Genomic DNA, 18891 nt, shown 5'->3' with positions numbered 1-18891 from the left:
GCTTCCCACCGAGGGCATCGTACTGAGCCGAGGTGACGGCCGCACCGCCGGTCTGCCGGGGGGCGCGCCTCCGGCGGCGTCAGCGCGCCTCCATCGTCACGGTGAACGAGAACCGGTCCCCGCGGTAGTGGATCCGCACCACGTCCACCGCGCGGCCCGACTCGTCGTACGTCACCCCGGTGTAGTGCAGGATCGGGCTGAGCAGCGGGACGTCGAGCAGCCGGGCGGTCTCCGGGTCCGCCAGCCGCGCCTCCACCGTGTCGGTGATCCGGCTGATCCGCACGCCGAGCACGTCCCGCAGGACCTTCGTCATCGGCCACCGTTCGAGATCAGCCAGATCGATGCGGCGGCCGAGGTCCGGACGGACGAAGTTCTCCGCCCAGTTGGTCGGCTCGCCGCTCTCCTCGCGGCGCAGCCGCCGGAAGAAGGCCGCCTCCGCCAGGCCGGGGAAGTGCTCGGCGGCCCAGGGCGGCACGGGCGCCGTCCCGTGCCCGAGCACCTCGGTCCGCTCACCGGACTGCTGGGCCACGATCGCGTCGACCGAGCCCAGCAGCCGGACCGGCGCGCCGCGCAGCGCGGCCGGTTCGATGAACGTGCCGCGCCGCCGGTGCCGGCTGATCAGCCCCTCGGTCTCCAGCTCCTTGAGCGCCTGGCGCATGGTCAGCACACTCACGCCGTAGTGGCCGGCCAGATCGTCCTCGGTCGGGAGCCGCAGCGGGGCGTCCGGGCGGCGGCCGAGTATCGAGGCGCGCAGCGACTGCGAGACCTGGTACCACAGCGGCAGTTTGCGGTTGAGGACGATCGAGTCCGGGGCGAAGGCGGTCATGACGTCCCGAAGTGCCGCTCGAGGCCCTTCCACACCTCGTCGTAACCCTCCTGCCGGTGGTCGGCGGCGAGCGCGTCGGCGGTCGGCACGACGGGCCAGCGGGTCTCGAACATGAAGGCCAGCCCGTCGTCGACCTTCTGCGGCTTCAGCTCGGCGGCGCTGGCCTTGTCGAAGGTGGCGCGGTCCGGGCCGTGCGCCGACATCATGTTGTGCAGCGAGGCACCGCCGGGGACGAACCCCTCGGCCTTCGCGTCGTACGCGCCCTCGATCAGGCCCATGAACTCGCTCATGACGTTGCGGTGGAAGTACGGCGGGCGGAAGGTGTCCTCGCCGACCAGCCAGCGCGGCGCGAAGACCACGAAGTCGGCGTTGGCCAGCCCGGGGGTGTCGGAGGGGGAGGTCAGCACGGTGAAGATCGACGGGTCCGGGTGGTCGTAGCTCAGCGAGCCCAGGACGTTGAACCGCCGCAGGTCGTACACGTACGGGACGAAGTTGCCGTGCCAGCCGACGACGTCGAGCGGCGAGTGGTCGTAGGTCGCGGCCCAGAGGTTGCCGCCGAACTTGTTGATCACCTCGACCGGTTCCTCGCGGTCCTCGAAGGCCGCCACCGGTGCCAGGAAGTCCCGCGCGTTGGCCAGCCCGTTCGCACCGATCGGGCCGAGGTCGGGGAGCCGGAAGGCCTGCCCGTAGTTCTCGCAGACGTAGCCGCGCGCCGTGGGGTCCAGCAGCTCGACGCGGAACCGGAGCCCGCGCGGGATCAGCGCCACCTCACCGGGGCCGGCCTGGAGCAGGCCCAGCTCGGTGCGGAGCAGCAGGGTGCCGTGCTCCGGCACGATCAGGAACTCACCGTCGGAGGACGAGAAGACCCGGTCCGTCATCGAGGTGTCGGCCGCGTACCAGTGGATGCCGATGCCCTCGCGGCGCAGCACGTCGCCGTTGCCGCCGACGGAGACCAGGCCCTGGACGAAGTCCGTGGGGACGTCCGGCAGCGCGGGCGCGCTCCAGCGCAGCCGGTTGGGGTCCGGCTCCACGTCGAGGAACGGCGCGCTGCGCAGCGCGCCGTTGCCGACCCGGCGGAACGGTGGATGCGCGGCCGAGGGGCGGATCCGGTACAGCCAGCTGCGGCGGTTCTGGTGCCGGGGCTCGGTGAAGGCGGTGCCGCTGAGCTGCTCCGCGTACAGGCCCAGTGGGGCGCGCTGTGGAGAGTTCCGGCCGATCGGCAGCGCTCCGGGCACCGCCTCGCTGACGTGCTCGTTCCCGAAACCGGGGGAGTACGTGAGGTCCGTGCCGTGTGTGCTGCCCATCGCGCGCTCCCGGTGCCGTTGTCCGATTCCTATGGTTGACCATAGGAATGAGTGCGGCAAACCGTCAATGACCTTGGGGCGGTCCGCCGCTAGGCTGGCCCCGAAGGGGGGCGCCGTGACCGGCCAAGGGCTCCGCAGGGCGCCGGTGCAGCAGCGCAGCACCGAACGCCTCGGCCGCATCCTGGATGCCTGCGCCGCGCTGCTGGATGATGCCGGCTACGAAAGCCTCAGCACCCGCGCGGTCGCCGTCCGGGCCGGTGTCCCGATCGGCTCCGTCTACCGGTTCTTCTCCAACAAGCGGGCGATGGCCGACGCCTTGGCGCAGCGCAATCTCGACCGGTACCTGGAGCGCGTCACGGCCCGGCTGGCGGAGCCGGCGGGTGGTGCCGGGACGGGATCGGGCGTGGGGCCGCTACCCCTCGACGTGGTCGTCGAGGTGGTCGTCGACGAGTACATCGCGATGAAGGGCGCCACCCCCGGGTTCGAGCTCGTCGATTTCGGCGTCCCCGGGGAATCCGAGCCCAACCTCCACGTCGCCGACCGGCTGCTGGAGCTGCTCGCCGGGCGCCTCGGCCTCGACCCGGCGGACGCGTACGCCCGGCTCACCTTCGTGATCAGCGTGGAAGCCGCCGACGCGCTGCTCCAGCTGGCCTTCCGTACCGATCCGGCGGGGGATCCGGCCGTGATCGCGGAGACCAAACGGCTGCTGCGGGCCTATCTTGCGCGGTAAGCGCGGGAGGCGCGGGGGCGGGCCGCTGCTGACGATGCGCGACACGCGGTCGGCTGATGACAACCGTCATGGGGGTTCACACATGCATACTGGTCGGTATGCTCGGCTGTACGCGTGTCGCCGTCGTCCCAGGAGAGCCCGATGACCCGTACCGCCCTGCGAATCTGCCCGTTGTGCGAGGCCACCTGCGGTCTGACGCTCACCCTCGACGGCGACACGGTCACGAGCGCCCGCGGCGACCGTGACGACGTGTTCAGCGCCGGCTTCATCTGCCCCAAAGGGGCGACCTTCGGCGCCCTCGACGCCGACCCCGACCGGCTGACCCGCCCCCTCGTCCGCAAGGATGGCCGGCTGGTCGAGACCGGTTGGGCCGAGGCGTTCGCCGCCGTCGCCGCCGGGCTCGGCGCGGTCACCGCCGCGCACGGGCCTGACGCCGTCGGAGTCGTCCTCGGCAACCCCAACGTCCACACCGTCGCGGGCGGCCTCTACCCGGCGCAGCTCCTCGGCGCGCTGGGCAGCCGCAACATCTTCTCCGCCAGCACCCTGGACCAGATGCCCAAGCACGTCGCCTGCGGCTACCTCTTCGGCGACCCCAACGCGATCCCGGTCCCCGACCTGGACCGCGCCGACCACCTGCTCATCATCGGCGCCAACCCGCTGGTCTCCAACGGAAGCCTGGCCACCGCCGCGGACTTCCCCGGCAAGCTCAAGGCGCTGCGGCGGCGCGGCGGACGGATCACCGTCATCGACCCCAAGCGCACCCGCACCGCCGAGGTCGCCGACCGGCACGTCCCACTGCGGCCGGGCACCGACGCCGCGCTGCTCTTCGCGGTCGTGCAGGTGCTGTTCGCCGAGGACCTCACCGATCTCGGCGCGCTCGCGGACCACGTGACCGGGGTGGAGGAGGTGCGCGCGCTCGCGGCCGACTTCACCCCCGAGGCCGTCGAGGGCGTGTGCGAGGTGCCGGCCGCCGAGATCCGCGCCCTCGCCCGCGAACTGGCGGCCGCGTCCAGCGCCGCGGTCTACGGGCGGCTCGGCAGCACCGCCGTCGAGTTCGGCACCCTGTGCAGCTGGCTCGTGGACGTGCTCAACGTGCTGACCGGCAACCTCGACCGGCCCGGCGGTGCCATGTTCCCGCTCGCCCCGACCGCGCGGGCACCGCGGCCCGCCGCGCCCGGCAAGGGGTTCACCGTCGGCCGCTGGCACAGCAGGGTCTCCGGTCACCCCGAGGTGAAGAGCGAACTGCCCACGGCCGCGCTCGCCGAGGAGATCGACACCCCCGGCGAGGGCCGTGTCCGCGCCGTCATCGCGCTGGCCGCCAACCCGGTGCTCTCCGCGCCCGACGGCCACCGCCTGGACCGGGCCCTGGCCGGTCTTGACTTCATGGTCAGCGTCGACCCGTATCTCAACGAGACCTCCCGGCACGCCCACGTCGTCCTGCCGCCGCCGCGGCCGACGCAGAGCGCGCACTACGACTTCGCCTTCTCCACGCTCGCCGTCCGCAACACCGTGCGCTACAGCCGCCCGGCCGTCGAACTGGAGGACGGCCGCCCCGGCGAGCCCGAGATCTACGCCCGGCTCGTCCAGATCCTGTCGGGCGGGGCGCCGGACGCGGACCCCGCCGCCGTGGACGAACAGGCGATCGCCCGGCTGCTCGCCCGCGCCACCGCCGACCCGCACTCGCCGCTGCACGGCGGCGACCCGGCGGAACTGGCGGCCCGGCTCGACGGCGAGACCGGATACGAGCGGCGGATCGACCTCATGCTCCGGCTCGGCCCGTACGGTCTCACCCTCGACAAGGTCCTCGCCCAGCCGCACGGCATCGACCTCGGCCCGCTCGCCCCCCGCGTCCCCGAGGTGCTGCGCACCCCGTCGGGCCGGATCGAACTCGCCCCGGCGCCGATCGCCGCCGACGTGCCGCGACTGCTGCGCTCGCTGACCGAGCGGGCCGCGGGACCCGTCCTCATCGGCCGCCGGCACCTGCGCTCCAACAACAGCTGGATGCACAACCTGCCGGCGCTCTCCGGCGGCACCAACCTGTGCACGTTGCAGGTCCACCCGGAGGACGCGGCCAGGTTCGGGCTCGCCGACGGCGCGACCGCCCTGATCAAGGGCGACGGCGGCGAGGTCGAGGCGCCGGTCGAGGTCACCGACGCCGTACGCCCCGGCGTCGTCAGCCTGCCGCACGGCTGGGGGCACGACCGCGACGGCACGCGGCTCGCCACCGCCGGGCTGCGCCCGGGAGTCAACGTCAACCAGCTCCTCGACGGCAGCCGCCTCGACCCGCTCTCCGGAACCGCCGTGCTCAACGGCTTCCCGGTGCAGGTCTCGGCGTTGCCGTCCAGCAGGTGATCCGACGCCCGGTACACGACGCCCGGTACCCGACGCCCGGTACGGTGCGCGGACGCCTGCCGGCGCGGTGCGCGGGCGTCGGTCGGGCGGGTTGCGGACCTTGGCCGCGACGTGAGCCAGAGCACGGGAGAGCCTCTGGCGTGCGAAAACTAACGGCGCTAGTTTGGGCGGATCGGGCAGACCCGCCCCCTACCGGGAGGACGACGACGTGAAGGCTCACGACGGCATGTACATCGACGGGGCCTGGCGCCCCGCCGCCGGGCACGAGTCGATCGAGGTGGTCAACCCGGCGGACGAGCAGGTCATCGCCTCCGTGCCGGCCGGCACCGCGCAGGACGTCGACGCCGCCGTGCGCGCCGCCCGGGCGGCGCTCCCCGGCTGGGCCGCGACCGCGCCCGCCGACCGTGCCGCCCTCATCGGCGCGGTGCGCGACCGGCTGGCCGCCCGCCGTGAGGAGGTCGCGGCGACCATCAGCGCCGAACTCGGCGCCCCGCTCGGCTTCGCGGCCGCCGTCCACACCGACCTGCCGATCGCCGTCGCCGGTTCGTACGCGCAGCTCGCCGCGTCGTACGCCTTCGAGGAGAAGGTCGGCAACTCCACCGTGCTGCAGGAGCCGGTGGGTGTCGTCGGTGCCATCACGCCCTGGAACTACCCGCTGCACCAGATCGTCGCCAAGGTCGCGCCCGCGCTGGCCGCCGGCTGCACGATCGTCCTCAAGCCCGCCGAGGACACCCCGCTGACCGCGCAGCTCTTCGCCGAGGCCGTCGACGAGGCGGGCATCCCGGCCGGGGTGTTCAACCTCGTCACCGGTCTCGGCCCGGTCGCCGGACAGGCGCTGGCCGCCCACGAGGACGTGGACCTCGTCTCGTTCACCGGCTCGACCGCGGTCGGCAAGCAGATCGGCGCCACCGCCGGCGCCGCCGTCAAGCGCGTGGCCCTCGAACTCGGCGGCAAGTCCGCCAACGTCATCCTGCCGAGCGCCGATCTCGCCAAGGCCGTCAACGTGGGGCTCGGCAACGTCTTCGCCAACTCCGGCCAGACCTGCAGCGCCTGGACGCGCATGCTCGTCGACGCCGACCGGTACGACGAGGCCGTGGAGATCGCCACGGCCGCCGCCGCCAAGTACGTCCCCGGGGACCGGCTCGGCCCCGTCGTCAACGCCAAGCAGCGCGACCGGGTCCGCGGCTACATCCAGCGCGGAATCGACGAGGGCGCCCGGGTCGTCGCGGGCGGACCGGATGCCCCCGAAGGGTTCGGCGACGGCTACTACGTCCGGCCGACCGTCTTCGCCGACGTCACCCCGGACATGGCCATCGCCCAGGAGGAGATCTTCGGCCCCGTCGTCGCGATCCTGAAGTACCAGGACGAGGACGACGCGCTGCGCATCGCCAACGGCACCGTCTACGGTCTCGCGGGGGCGGTGTGGGCCGGGGAGGAGTCGGAGGCCGTGGCCTTCGCGCGCCGCATGGACACCGGGCAGGTCGACATCAACGGCGGCCGGTTCAACCCGCTGGCGCCGTTCGGCGGCTACAAGCAGTCGGGGGTCGGGCGCGAGCTGGGTGCGCACGGGCTGGCGGAGTATCTGCAGACGAAGTCACTCCAGTTCTGAGGCTCCGCGCTCACGGCCGGTCGGCGGTTCGTCCGGCCGTGAGGTGGTGGTCCGTAGTCCGAGTAGAGAGTCCGAGAGGAACCCCGTGGTCCGCGCCGCCGTCCTTCCCGCCGTCAGCCAGCCCCTGATCGTCACCGAGATCGAGATCCCGGCACCGGGCCCCGGCCAGGTCCGGGTCCGCCTCGCCGCCGCGGGCGTCTGCCACTCCGACCTGTCGCTGTCCAACGGGACGCTGCGGCAGCCCGTCCCGGTCGTCCTCGGGCACGAGGGCGCCGGAACCGTCATCGAGGTCGGGGAGGGGGTCACGGCAGTCGCACCGGGCGACCGCGTCGTCCTCAACTGGGCCCCCTCCTGCGGTGCCTGCCACTTCTGCGCCCTCGACGAGCCGTGGCTCTGCGCCAACGCGGGCGCCGGCGCCACCGCCCCGTACGCGAAGCTCGCCTCCGACGGGAGCGAGCTGTACGCCGGGCTGGGAACCGCTGTCTTCGCCGAGGAGACGGTCGTCCCCGAGAACGCGATCCTGCCGCTTCCGGACGGCATCCCGCTCACCGACGCCGCGCTGCTCGGCTGCGCGGTCCTCACCGGTTACGGGGCGGTCCACCATGCCGCCCGGGTCCGCGGTGGGGAGTCGGTCGCGGTCTTCGGCGTCGGGGGCGTCGGGCTCTCCGTGCTGCAGTCCGCGCGGATCGCGGATGCCGGGCCGGTGATCGCCGTCGACGTCTCGCCCGCGAAGGAGGAACTGGCGAGGGCGGCGGGCGCCACCGACTTCCTGCTCGCCTCCGACGACACGGCGAAGCAGATCCGCAAACTCACCGGCGGGTACGGGGCGGACGTCGCCATCGAGTGCGTGGGCCGCGCCGACACGATCCGCACGGCGTGGTCGTCCACGCGGCGCGGGGGGCGGACGACGGTGGTCGGTATCGGCGGCGCCGATCAGGTCGTCACGTTCTCCGCGCTGGAACTCTTCTATTTCGGCCGCACTTTGTCGGGGTGCGTGTACGGGAACAGCGATCCGGCGCGGGACCTGCCGGTGCTGGCGGAGCATATTCGCGCGGGGCGCTTGGACCTGGGGGCGATGGTGACGGAACGGATCGGGCTGGAGGGGATCCCGGCGGCGTTCTCGGCGATGTCGCGCGGTGTGGGTGGCCGGGCTCTGGTGGTCTTCTAGGGCGTGTGGCGAAAGGAGCGCCGTTCGCCCGCTAGGGCGGGGTCCGCGGCGTCCGGTGCGGGCGACTGCACGGCGGAGGGTCGTCCTCGTACCGGACGTACCTGGACGAGCCCGACAACGCAGCAGGCGTGCGGGCCAGTCGTCGTGGGCCAGGCGGGACTTTCGCAACACGGCCAGAGCACTGGCTGTCCGTTCGGACAGGTTCTACTCGACGTGGGTCAGCCACTCGCGGTAGACCGTCGTGAACGGCTCGGCTCCGTCGCCTATCTGCCGCATGAGCCATTGCGCCGCTTCGGCGGCCTGGGCGATGACGTCAGCCGGATATCCGTAGCGGATCTGGTGTTCGGCGAACTCGTCCTCGTCGATGAGGACCGGAGCCGGGACGCCGCGCTTGCGGACCACGTCGAGGTCCAGGTCGATCATCGTGACTTCGGTCGCGGACATCCACTGCGGCGGTGTGGTGATGTCGCAGTAGATCTCGGTCGAGCGTGGTGCCGCGTTGAACGTGGCGGTCCACCACTGGTCGTGGGGGAACAGCAGCACGTATGCCTCGGGGAACGAGATGTCCGGGCCGTGCCCCTTCCGCATCACGTTGTCGGCGGGCACGCCGAGCCAGACGCCGTGTTCGTCCTCGCCCAGTCGGCGCATCTCCATGTTCCAGTGCAGCGATCTGTCGTACTTCCGGTACCTCACCCGTACGTCGTCAGACATGCGGGGCATCGTAGCCGCCGTCCTGGTACTGGATGGCGAGCCCGTCGACCAGCGCCCGCAAGCCCGTCTCGAACGCGCCCTCGTCCACCTGCTGCTGGTGTTCCGCCAGCAGGTGCGCGCTGCCGAGGCGGGGGTAGTCGGCCGGGTCGTACGCGCCCGCGTCGTCGACGAAGCCGCGGGCGAAGGAGCCGAGGGCCGAGCCCGCGACGAAGTAGCGCATCAGGGCGCCGATCCGGGTGGCCTGGGCGGGGGGCCAACCGGCGTCCACCATGCCGCCGAAGACGGCGTCGGCCATCCGCAGGCCGGCCGGTCTGCGGCCCGGGCCCTGGGCGAGGAACGGCACGATGTTCGGGTGCGCGGTCAGGGCCGCGCGGTAGGAGCGGCCCCATGCCAGCAGCGCCGTCCGCCAGTCGGGGCCGCCCTGGAACATCGACAGATCGACTTGGGAGACGACCGTGTCGGCCACCGCGTCCAGGATGTCGTCCTTGACCTTGAAGTGGTTGTAGAGCGACGGCCCGCTGACCCCGAGTTCGGCCGCGAGCCGCCGCGTCGAGAGTGCCTGCAGCCCCTCCGTATCCACCAGGGCCAGGGCGGCCGCGACGATGAGTTCGCGGCTCAGGAGGGGCTTGCGAGGGCGGGCCATGGGACGCATAGTAGGGCCTGCGTACTCAAAACTAGCGGTGCTAATTTATGGAGGTGCCCTCGTGGACCTTGCGCTCTCGGAGGAGCAGACCGCCGTCCGGCAGCTCGCCAGGGACTTCACGGAGCGCGAGATCACGCCGCACGCCGTGGCGTGGGACCGCGCCGAGAGCGTGGACCGCGGGATCGTCAAGAAGCTCGGCGCGCTCGGATTCCTCGGGCTCACGATCGACGAGGAGTACGGCGGCTCGGGCGGTGACCATCTTGCCTACTGCCTCGTCACCGAGGAGCTGGGGCGTGGTGACTCCGCCGTCCGCGGCATCGTGTCGGTGTCGCTGGGGCTGGTCGCCAAGTCGATCGCGTACTGGGGGAGCGAGGAGCAGAAGCGCGCGTGGCTGCCGCGGCTCACGTCGGGTGAGGCGGTGGGCTGCTTCGGGCTGACCGAGCCCGGCACCGGGTCGGACGCCGCGAACCTGACCACCCGCGCGGTGCGCGACGGCGACTCTTATGTGATCACCGGTTCCAAGATGTTCATCACCAACGGCACCTGGGCCGATGTCGTGCTGCTCTTCGCGCGCACCGGTGACCCCGAGCGGACGCCCGGGCACAAGGGTGTGAGCGCTTTCCTGGTGCCGACCGATACTCCCGGGCTGAGCCGTCGGGAGATCCACGGGAAGCTCGGGCTGCGCGGTCAGGCGACCGCGGAGCTGGTGCTCGACGGCGTCCGCGTGCCGGCCTCCGCCATGATCGCGCCTGAGGGCAAGGGCTTCTCGGTGGCGATGTCCGCCCTGGCCAAGGGCCGGATGTCGGTCGCGGCCGGCTGTGTCGGCATCGCCCAGGCGTGCCTGGACGCCGCCGTGGCGTACGCGGGGGAGCGCGAGCAGTTCGGCAAGCCGATCGCCCACCACCAGCTGGTGCAGGAGCTGATCTCCGACATCGCCGTGGACGTGGACGCCGCCCGGCTCCTCACCTGGCGCGTCGCCGACCACATCGACCGCGGGCTGCCCTTCGCCACCGAGTCCTCGGTGGCGAAGCTCTACGCGAGCGAGGCCGCGGTGCGCGCCGCGAACAACGCGCTGCAGGTGTTCGGCGGGTACGGGTACATCGACGAGTACCCGGCGGGGAAGCTGCTGCGGGACGCCCGCGTCATGACGCTGTACGAGGGCACCAGCCAGATACACAAGCTGCTCATCGGGCGCGCCCTGACGGGGGTCTCCGCGTTCTGAGGTGCCTTCCGGGGCGCCGGCCGGTCGTATTGACCGACCGGCCGGTATCTAAGCGCTTGCTCACCTTGGCTGTAGGGTGGCGGCCATGGATGTGGAGGCAGGAACGCCCGGCACGTGGAGCGACGTCACGCCCGATGCCGCGCGCCGGCTGGTGATCGCCGCGGTCGAGGCGTTCGCCGAGCGCGGGTACCACGCGACGACGACCCGGGACATCGCCGGCCGCGCCGGCATGAGCCCGGCCGCGCTCTACATCCACTACAAGACCAAGGAAGAGCTGCTCTACCAGATCAGCCGCGTCGGGCACCTGCGCTCCGTCGGCCTGCTGGAGGAAGCGGCCAACGGCGCCGGCGCGCCGGGCGAGCGGCTCGCCGTCGCCGTCCGGGCATTCGTCAGCTGGCACGCGGGGCGGCACAACACCGCCCGTGTGGTGCAGTACGAGCTGGGCGCCCTCGCCGAGGACCACTACACCGAGATCGTCGCGCTGCGCCGCCAGTCCGAGCGCGCGGTCCGCTCGATCATCGAGGACGGCGTGCGGACCGGCGAGTTCGACGTGCCGGACGTCGCCGGCACAGCGCTCGCCATCCTGTCGCTGTGCATCGACGTCGCCCGCTGGTTCAACCCCGACGGACGCCGTACGCCCGACGACGTCGGCGTGCTCTACGCCGACCTCGTCGGGCGCATGGTCAGCCCCAGGCGGCCGTAGCCGCCCCGCGGCCTCAGAGGTAGAAGCGGGCCACCGTCTCCGCGACGCACACCGGCTTGTCGCCGCCCTCACGCTCGATCGTCACCTTGGTGACGAGCTGGACGCCGCCGCCGACCTCGGTGACCTCCGCGATCTGCGCGGTCGCGCGCAGCCGCGAGCCGACCGGGACGGGCGCGGGGAAGCGGACCTTGTTGACGCCGTAGTTGACGCCCATCTTCACGCCCTCGACCCGGAAGAGGTCGGGCGTGAGCGACGGGATCAGCGACAGCGTCAGGAAGCCGTGCGCGATGGTGGTGCCGAACGGTCCCTGCGCGGCCTTCTCCGGGTCGACGTGGATCCACTGGTGATCGCCGGTGGCCTCCGCGAACAGGTCGATCCGCTTCTGGTCGATCTCCAGCCAGCCGGTCGTACCGAGCTGCTCGCCGACCGCCGCCCGGAGCTCGTCCAGTGAAGCGAAGATCCTGGCCTGCGACATCTGATGCCTCCTGTGCCCAACTGTCCGACGGGTTACTAAGCGCTTGCTCAGCATGGTTCCGGTCGTCGGCCCTGTCAACGCCCGGACGGCGGACACCGGAGGGATCAGCGTCCCTCGTTCACCAGATCGCGGGGTGCCGCCGCGCCCACGGCCGGGCCGCCTCCAGCTGTGCGGAGAGCGAGATGAGGGTGGCCTCGTCGCCGTACCGGCCGCCGAACATCACGCCGATCGGCAGGCCGGCGGGCGTCCAGTGCAGCGGAACGTTCACGGCCGGCTGGCCGGTGGCGTTGTAGAGCGGCGTGAACGGCGTGAAGGCCGCCAGGCCGGCGAACTCCGCCTCGGGGTCGCCGTCGTCGCGCAGCCCGCCGACCGGAGCGGGCGGCTGGGCGAGCGTCGGGGTCAGGATGACGTCGTACGAGGACAGCAGCGCGTCCGCGATCAGCTGCCCCAGCGCGCGGAACGCGTACAGCGCGCCCGCGAACTCCGACCCCGAGACCCGGCCGCCCTGCTCGCGCAGATGACGGGTGAGCGGCATCAGCAGCTCCTCGTGCTCCGGAGCGACCGGGTAGACGGTCGACATCACGCCCCAGACCCTGCTGAAGGCGTCACGGACGCTGTCGTCCACCGGCAGCTCCATCTCGTCCACCTGGTGGCCGAGATCGCGCAGCAGCCCGGCCGCCCCGTCGTACGCCGCCCGGCAGTCCGGGTGTAGTTCGACGCCGGGCACCGGCGGGGTCGGCAGCGCGACCACCCGCAACCGCCCCGGCTCGACCCCGGCGTACGAGGCGAAGGTCGCACCCTGCGGCAGCGAGGGCGCGCCGTACGGGACGCCCGGCATCGGGCCGGCCAGGACGTCGAGCAGCGTGGCGGCGTCCGCGACGCTCCGGGCGAGCGGGCCCGACGTGCTCAGGCCGCTCACATCGTGCTGCACCGGCCCGCCGCTGACCCGTCCCCGGCTCGGCTTGATGCCGAACAGCCCGCAGACGGACGCGGGGATGCGGATCGAGCCGCCACCGTCACTGCCCTGGGCGATCGGCGCCAGTCCGGACGCGACCGCCGCGGCGGCGCCCCCACTGGAACCGCCGGCGGAACGCTCCAGGTCCCAGGGGGTGCGGGCGGGCGGTGCGAGCTGGTTCTCGGTGTAGCAGGGCAGCCCGAACTCGGGGGTGTTGGTCTTGCCGAGCAGGATCGTCCCCGCCTCGCGGAGCTTGGTCACCACGTGGTCGTCGATGTCCGGGACGTGGTCGGCGTACGCCCGCGAGCCGAGCGTGCAGCGCACCCCGGCCACGAAGTTGAGGTCCTTGACCGGCACCGGAACGCCGTGCAGTGGCGACAGTTCCCGCCCCTCGCGGCGCGCGGACAGCGCCTCGCTCTCCGCGTCGGCCGCCTGCTTGCGGGCGATCTCGGGGGTCACGGTGATGTACGCGCCCACGCTCTCGTTCAGCCGCTCGACGCGGTCGAGATAGTGCTCGGTCAGCTCGACCGGCGAAACGGACCCGCGCCGAATCCCCTCCGCCTGCTCCACCGCGGTCAGATCGTGCAGCTGCGCCATGGCTGTCCCGTCCTCTGCTCGTTCGACATCATGTTGTCCCGACATCACGTCACCGTGCGCCGCGATCCTCGCACTACCCGCCGGTAGCAAGCCAGACCCCGTGCGCGCCCGACGAACGGAATCGGCCTCGCGTGCCCGGCGACAGTGAGTCATGATTCCGTGGTGCCCGTACGCGGGCCGACATCACGGAGGACAGGTGACGGAAGCGGTGAGCCGGCCGATGCTGGAACACGGGGCCCAACTGTGCGGCCTCGCCGAGAACGAGGCCCTGCCGCGTCGTCTGCTCGCCCGCTTCATCGACCGTGCCGACGAGGACCTCCTGGGCGAACTCGCCACGCGGACCGACCTGGGGCCGGAACTCCGGCGGGCGCTGGTCGAGCGCGGCGGCGGGCCCGTGCGGCAGACACTGATCTGGGCCGGGTCCCTGCCGTTGGAGGAAGTGCCGCGGGACGACCCGAAGGTGGCACTCGCCGCACTCGTCAGCGGCCTGGCGCCGCTCTCCTGGGCGGCGGAGCTCGCCGTCTGCCCCGACCGCGACGTCCGTTGCGAGGTGGCGGTCCTGGAACAGGACCTCGGCGAGACGTTCTACGTCCTCGCCGGCGACCCGGACCACGAGGTGCTGCGGGAACTCGCCCTCAACGCGGCGCTGCCGTCCGACCTGATGGAGAAGCTCGCGCGGCATCCGAGCACAGCCGTACGGTCCGCGCTCGCCCGCAACGACCAGGTTCCCGCCCGCATCCTCACCGGGCTGCTCGCCGACGGCGGCAGCCCGCCGCCCACCATGTGCGGGTCGTGCCACACCGTCGCGGACCCTGACGAGCGCCGTGCCCAGTGCGGCGACCACACGCCCGGCATCCTGGAGATCCAGCTCTCCGCACTGCAGAATCCCGCGACGCCGCCGGACGGCATGGCGGCGTTGGTCTCCCTGCCGGAACCCTGGCAGCGCGGCCTCATCGCCGAACGCTCCGGCCTCGCGGAGGAGGTGTATGCCGTGCTGGCCGACGACGCAGACGCGTTGGTCCGGCGGGCTCTCGCCGGCAACCCCGCCGTCCCCGGACCGCTGCTGCGACGCCTCGCCGGGGACCCGGCGCCCGAGGTCCGGCGCGCGGTCGGCGCCAACCCGGCCATCACCCTGGACCTGCTCGTGTCGCTCGCCGCCCGTCAGAATCTTGCCCGGGAGATCCCGCCGAGGATCGCCGCCGCCTCCGAGGACGAACTGCGGCTGCTGGCCGCGTCCCCCGTCGCCCAGGTGCGCGCACTCGCCGCCGTCAGGGAGGACCTTCCGGCCGATCTGCTCACCGGGTTCGCTGCGGACCCGGACGCGGGCGTGGCCAAACGGATCGCGCCCCACCCGTCCCTCACCGCGGACCATCTGCTGGCCATCGTGGAACGGCACGGGCCCTCCGTCTACAGCGCGGTCGCCACGAACCCGCACTGCCCCGCCGATCTGCTGCACCGGATGGCGCTCGACTCGCGCGCCGTCCGCAAGGCGCTGCGCCCGATCGCCCGCCACCCGTCGGCCACCGCGGAGACGCTGCTGATCTGTCTGGAACACCGCGACGGATGCCGGTTCGCCGTCCGGCACCCCGCACTGCCCGCGGAGGTTGTGGTGGAACTGCTGGGCCACCCCGACTGGAACGTGGCCTCGGGTGCGGCGGAGAACAGCGCTCTTCCCACGGCGGTGATGGAGCGGCTGCTCGACGGCTGGCTGCCGGAGGCTCCGGCGGCGAGCTGAGGCCGCGGCTCCCGGCGCCCCATGGGGGCGGCGTGATTCAGTGGCCGGTATGACTGGTACTCCTGATTTCCGGATCGAGATCGACGGCCGCCCCGCCACCGCCGAGGACCTGGCGCGGTTCGTCATGGTCAGCAGCTATGGGCACTTCACCGCCATGCAGGTCAGGGGGCGCGCGGTGCGCGGGCTCGACTTTCATCTCGAGCGGCTGGCGGGAGGCACGCGGGAGTTGTTCGGGACCGGTCTGGACGGCGGGCGGGTGCTCGACGCGGTTCGGCACGCGCTCGGAGACGACGTCGACGCGTCGGTGCGGGTCAACGTCTTCCGTCCGGACGGGGCCGATGACGTCTCCCTCCTGGTGTCGGTCCGGGGTCCGGGGCCCGGACCGAGCGGTGCGCAGAGCCTGATGTCCGTCGACTACCAGCGGCCCGTCGCCCACGTGAAGCACGTCGGAGGCTTCGCCCAGGGGTACTTCGGCAACGCCGCGCGGGAGGCCGGGTTCGACGAGGCGCTGCTCGTCGGGCCCGGCGGCGTGATCGCCGAGGGGTCGATCACCAACGTCGGCTTCGCGGACGGCGACACGGTCGTCTGGCCCGACGCCCCCGCTCTGCACGGCATCACGATGCGGGTGCTCCAGCGGGAGATGGACGCGGCCGGAGTGCCGTGGCGGCACCGGCGGGTGACGGTGGCGGACGTGGCCTCGTTCGACGGCGCGTTCGCCTGCAACTCGCGAGGGATCGCTCCGATCGGGCGGCTGGACGAGCAGATCCTGCCGACCGGCGCGGAACTGGTGAAGCGGGTGATCGGGCTCTTCGAGTCCGCTCCGTGGGACGCGCTGTGAGCCGGTGAGCGGCGGACGTGCGAAGACGGCCTCCCGTCGTCGGTAAACGTGTCGGAGGCCGGAAATGCCGAACAAAAAGGTGACGCATGTTCACCTTCCGGCCTGGGCGTACCGGCGGTAACCTCCGGCCCATCGGCCTCCGGGAGGAGCAGGAATGCCACAACGCACCGGCAAACTACGCACCGGCAAGGTAGGCGCCCGCAAGGGCAAGGCGGTCACCCGCACGTTCAGAACGGTGACCGCCGCGGCGCTGCTCGCACTCGGCGTCACCGTCGTCGTACCGCTGCCGCAAGCGGCCCAGGCGGCCGACCCCGTCATCGACTACTGCCAGGGCCGGTGCGGCGACATCCTGCCGCCCGGCGAGAACGGCAACGCCACGCTCGCCGACATCCTCGCCCACAAGGTCCTCGGCACCCGGCCCGCGCACGCCGCCGACCAGCTCGGACCGTACGCCAACCTCGCCACCGGCTATCCGTCGCTCACCGACTCCTCCATCAGCAGCTTCTTCAACGACGCCTCCTTCGGCGTCCCGTCCGGCCAGGTCGCGTCCGTGACCACGCCCCGCGCCGACGTCACCATCACCCGCGACAAGAAGACCGGCGTCCCGCACATCAAGGGCATCACCCGTGACGGAACCGAGTTCGGCGCGGGCTACGCGGCAGCGCAGGACCGACTGTGGCTGATGGACCTGTTCCGGCACGTGGGACGCGGCCAGCTGTCGTCCTTCGCGGGCGGCGCGCCCGCCAACCAACAGCTGGAGCAGGAGTTCTGGCGGGCCGCCCCGTACACGGAGGCGGACCTCCAGGCACAAGTGGACCAGCTCACGGCGAACAGCGGCCCGCGCGGGCAGCAGGCGCTGGCCGACGTGACGGCGTACGTCGCCGGCATCAACGCCTACATCACCGCGTCGAAGAACGGCCGTTACTTCCCCGGCGAGTACGTGCTGACCGGCCAGATCGACGCGGTCACCAACGCCGGCGAGATCCAGCCATTCAAACTCACCGACCTGATCGCGCTCGGCTCGGTCATCGGAGCGCTCTTCGGCTCAGGCGGCGGCGGTGAGGTGGAGAGCGCGATCTCGCTGCTCGCCGCTCAGCAGAAGTACGGCGTCACGCAGGGCACCACGGTCTGGGAGACGTTCCGCGAGCGCAACGACCCCGAGGCCACACTGACCCTGCACGACGGATCCAGCTTCCCGTACGCCGGCAAGCCCGCGAACCCGCAGGGCGCCGCGATGCCGGCGGCCGGTTCGGTCGTCGCGGAACCGCTGGTGTACGACCAGACCGGCGGCGCGGCGACCGGTGTGAGGACCCCGGTCAAGGCCGGCCCGCTCAAGGCCGCGCAGGGCATCTTCGACAACGGCGCGCTGCCGGCGAACCTGTTCTCCACCAAGAAGGGCATGTCCAACGCGCTGGTGGTCAGCGGCGCGCACACCGCCGGCGGCCACCCGCTCGCCGTGTTCGGCCCGCAGACCGGCTACTTCGCACCGCAGCTGCTGATGCTCCAGGAGCTCCAGGGCCCGGGGATCAGCGCGCGCGGCGCCTCGTTCGCCGGGCTGGGGATGTACGTGGAACTCGGCCGCGGCCAGGACTACGCCTGGAGCGCCACCTCAGCCGGCCAGGACATCACCGACACCTACGCCGTCGAGCTGTGCCAGGACGCCGTGCACTACCTCTACCACGGCGTCTGCACGGCCATGGAGAAGCTGGAGCGCGTCAACTCCTGGAAGCCCACGGTCGCCGACTCGACCGCCGCGGGCTCCTACCGGATGCAGGTCTACCGCACCGCGTACGGGCCGGTGGCCTACCGCGCGACGGTCGGCGGCAAGGCGGTCGCGTACACGACGCTGCGCAGCTCGTACCGGCACGAGGCCGACTCGATCCTCGGGTTCCAGATGCTGAACGACCCCGGCTTCGTCCATGACGCGGCCTCGTTCCAGCAGGCCACCCAGAACATCAACTACACCTTCAACTGGTTCTACGCGGACTCGCGGCAGACCGCCTACTACAACAGCGGGACGAATCCGGTGCGGGCCGCCGGCGTCGACGCCTCCTTCCCGGTGAAGGCGGAGGCCGCCTACGAGTGGCAGGGCTGGAACCCGGCGACGAACACCGCCACCTACACCCCGCCCGCGCAGCACCCGCAATCCGTCGACCAGGACTACTACGTCTCCTGGAACAACAAGCAGGCCAAGGACTTCACCTCGGCCGGCTTCGGCAACGGCCCCGTGCACCGCGGGGACCTGCTGAACGACCGGGTGAAGCAGCTCGTCGCCGCGGGCGGCGTGACCCGGTCCGCGCTCACCAAGGCGATGGCCGACGCCGCGCTGACCGACCTGCGCGGCGAGGACGTCCTGCCCGAGCTGCTGCGCGTGCTGCGCAGCGCGCCGGTCACCGACCCGCAACTGGTCACCGCCGTCCAGCAGTTGTCCGACTGGGGCGCGGCGGGCAGCAAGCGCAGGGAGACCTCGGCGGGCTCCCACGTGTACGCGAACGCGGACGCGGTCCGCACCATGGACGCGTGGTGGCCGCTGCTGGTCGACGGCGCGTTCCGGCCCGGTCTCGGCGACGGCCTGTACACGGCGCTGACGTCGAACCTGTCGATCGACGAGTCACCGTCGGCCGGCCACGGACCGACCGGATCGCACGCGGGCAGCGCGTTCCAGTACGGCTGGTGGAGTTACGCGGACAAGGACCTGAGGACGGTCCTCGGCGATCCGGTGCAGGGCTGGACACCGCAGGCCTTCTGCGGCGGCGGCGCCCTCGGCGGCTGCCGCGACGTGCTGCTGGCCACGCTGAAGCAGGCGGTCGCGAAGCCCGCGACCACCGTCTACCCGGCCGACGCCAACTGCTCTGCGGGCGACCAGTGGTGCTCCGACGCGATCATCCAGCGACCGCTGGGCGGGATCACCCAGGACAAGATCAGTTGGCAGAACCGGCCGACGTTCCAGCAGGTCGTCGAGTTCCCCGCGCACCGGTAGCGGCTCGGTAGCGCTGCACAGGCGGCAAATGACCGCCGCGGGA

General features: G+C 72.2%; 15 protein-coding genes. 9 read left to right on the top strand and 6 right to left on the bottom strand.

Going from position 1 to position 18891, the window contains the following annotated elements; genetic code table 11:
- Window positions 1–79: 79 nt before the first annotated feature.
- A complete protein-coding gene (locus M2266_RS07885; RefSeq protein ID WP_277437515.1) occupies window positions 80–826 on the bottom strand; it encodes a GntR family transcriptional regulator in 747 nt (248 codons plus the stop codon).
- The gene (hmgA, locus tag M2266_RS07880; protein ID WP_277437514.1) at window positions 823–2130 is read right to left on the bottom strand and encodes a homogentisate 1,2-dioxygenase; all 1308 of its coding nucleotides are present in this window, start codon (window positions 2128–2130) and stop codon (window positions 823–825) included. The genes M2266_RS07885 and hmgA overlap by 4 nt, the downstream gene beginning before the upstream one ends.
- A 115-nt stretch (window positions 2131–2245) precedes the next feature.
- Here hmgA and M2266_RS07875 point away from each other — a divergent pair, with 115 nt between their 5' ends.
- From M2266_RS07875 to M2266_RS07860, 4 genes are all read left to right on the top strand, one after another.
- Complete coding sequence (locus tag M2266_RS07875) at window positions 2246–2860, top strand: TetR/AcrR family transcriptional regulator (RefSeq protein WP_277437513.1); 615 nt, start codon at window positions 2246–2248, stop codon at window positions 2858–2860.
- Window positions 2861–3001: 141 nt separating this feature from the next.
- Window positions 3002–5212 (top strand): molybdopterin-dependent oxidoreductase, encoded by a 2211-nt coding sequence (locus M2266_RS07870; RefSeq protein ID WP_277437512.1) that lies wholly within the window; start codon window positions 3002–3004, stop codon window positions 5210–5212.
- 208 nt (window positions 5213–5420) lie between these two features.
- Complete coding sequence (locus tag M2266_RS07865; protein ID WP_277437511.1) at window positions 5421–6821, top strand: aldehyde dehydrogenase family protein; 1401 nt, start codon at window positions 5421–5423, stop codon at window positions 6819–6821.
- 85 nt (window positions 6822–6906) lie between these two features.
- Complete coding sequence (locus M2266_RS07860) at window positions 6907–7989, top strand: Zn-dependent alcohol dehydrogenase (RefSeq protein WP_277437510.1); 1083 nt, start codon at window positions 6907–6909, stop codon at window positions 7987–7989.
- A 204-nt stretch (window positions 7990–8193) separates the two neighbouring features.
- Here the strand turns inward: M2266_RS07860 and M2266_RS07855 are convergent, their stop codons facing one another.
- Together M2266_RS07855 and M2266_RS07850 are read right to left on the bottom strand one after the other, a co-directional pair.
- Window positions 8194–8700, bottom strand: coding sequence for a DUF402 domain-containing protein (locus M2266_RS07855; protein ID WP_277437509.1), 507 nt, complete (start codon window positions 8698–8700; stop codon window positions 8194–8196).
- Window positions 8693–9343: a TetR/AcrR family transcriptional regulator C-terminal domain-containing protein gene (locus tag M2266_RS07850; protein ID WP_277437508.1), complete on the bottom strand. Its 651-nt coding sequence runs from the start codon at window positions 9341–9343 to the stop codon at window positions 8693–8695. The genes M2266_RS07855 and M2266_RS07850 overlap by 8 nt, the downstream gene beginning before the upstream one ends.
- Window positions 9344–9404: 61 nt before the next feature.
- Between M2266_RS07850 and M2266_RS07845 the strand changes: the two genes are divergently transcribed.
- Both M2266_RS07845 and M2266_RS07840 read left to right on the top strand, forming a co-directional pair.
- On the top strand, window positions 9405–10565 hold the full coding sequence (locus tag M2266_RS07845) for an acyl-CoA dehydrogenase family protein (protein ID WP_277437507.1): 1161 nt from the start codon (window positions 9405–9407) through the stop codon (window positions 10563–10565).
- Window positions 10566–10650: 85 nt separating this feature from the next.
- A complete protein-coding gene (locus M2266_RS07840; RefSeq protein ID WP_277437506.1) occupies window positions 10651–11268 on the top strand; it encodes a TetR/AcrR family transcriptional regulator in 618 nt (205 codons plus the stop codon).
- 13 nt (window positions 11269–11281) lie between these two features.
- Here M2266_RS07840 and M2266_RS07835 read toward each other — a convergent pair whose 3' ends face one another.
- Window positions 11282–11743, bottom strand: coding sequence for a MaoC family dehydratase (locus M2266_RS07835; RefSeq protein ID WP_277437505.1), 462 nt, complete (start codon window positions 11741–11743; stop codon window positions 11282–11284).
- A gap of 118 nt (window positions 11744–11861) precedes the next feature.
- A complete protein-coding gene (locus M2266_RS07830) occupies window positions 11862–13295 on the bottom strand; it encodes an amidase (protein WP_277437504.1) in 1434 nt (477 codons plus the stop codon).
- A gap of 196 nt (window positions 13296–13491) precedes the next feature.
- Here M2266_RS07830 and M2266_RS07825 point away from each other — a divergent pair, with 196 nt between their 5' ends.
- From M2266_RS07825 to M2266_RS07815, 3 genes are all read left to right on the top strand, one after another.
- Window positions 13492–15030 (top strand): hypothetical protein, encoded by a 1539-nt coding sequence (locus M2266_RS07825; RefSeq protein WP_277437503.1) that lies wholly within the window; start codon window positions 13492–13494, stop codon window positions 15028–15030.
- Between the two features lie 49 nt (window positions 15031–15079).
- Entirely contained in the window at window positions 15080–15868 is a 789-nt protein-coding gene (locus M2266_RS07820) for an aminotransferase class IV (protein WP_277437502.1), read from the top strand.
- Between the two features lie 154 nt (window positions 15869–16022).
- The gene (locus tag M2266_RS07815; protein ID WP_277437501.1) at window positions 16023–18848 is read left to right on the top strand and encodes a penicillin acylase family protein; all 2826 of its coding nucleotides are present in this window, start codon (window positions 16023–16025) and stop codon (window positions 18846–18848) included.
- The last annotated feature ends 43 nt before the right edge of the window (window positions 18849–18891 follow it).

The sequence above is a fragment of the Streptomyces sp. SPB162 genome (assembly GCF_029504575.1).
GTDB lineage: Bacteria > Actinomycetota > Actinomycetes > Streptomycetales > Streptomycetaceae > Actinacidiphila.
Note: the sequence above shows the minus strand (reverse complement) of the source record. Positions and strands in the feature narration are given on the sequence as shown.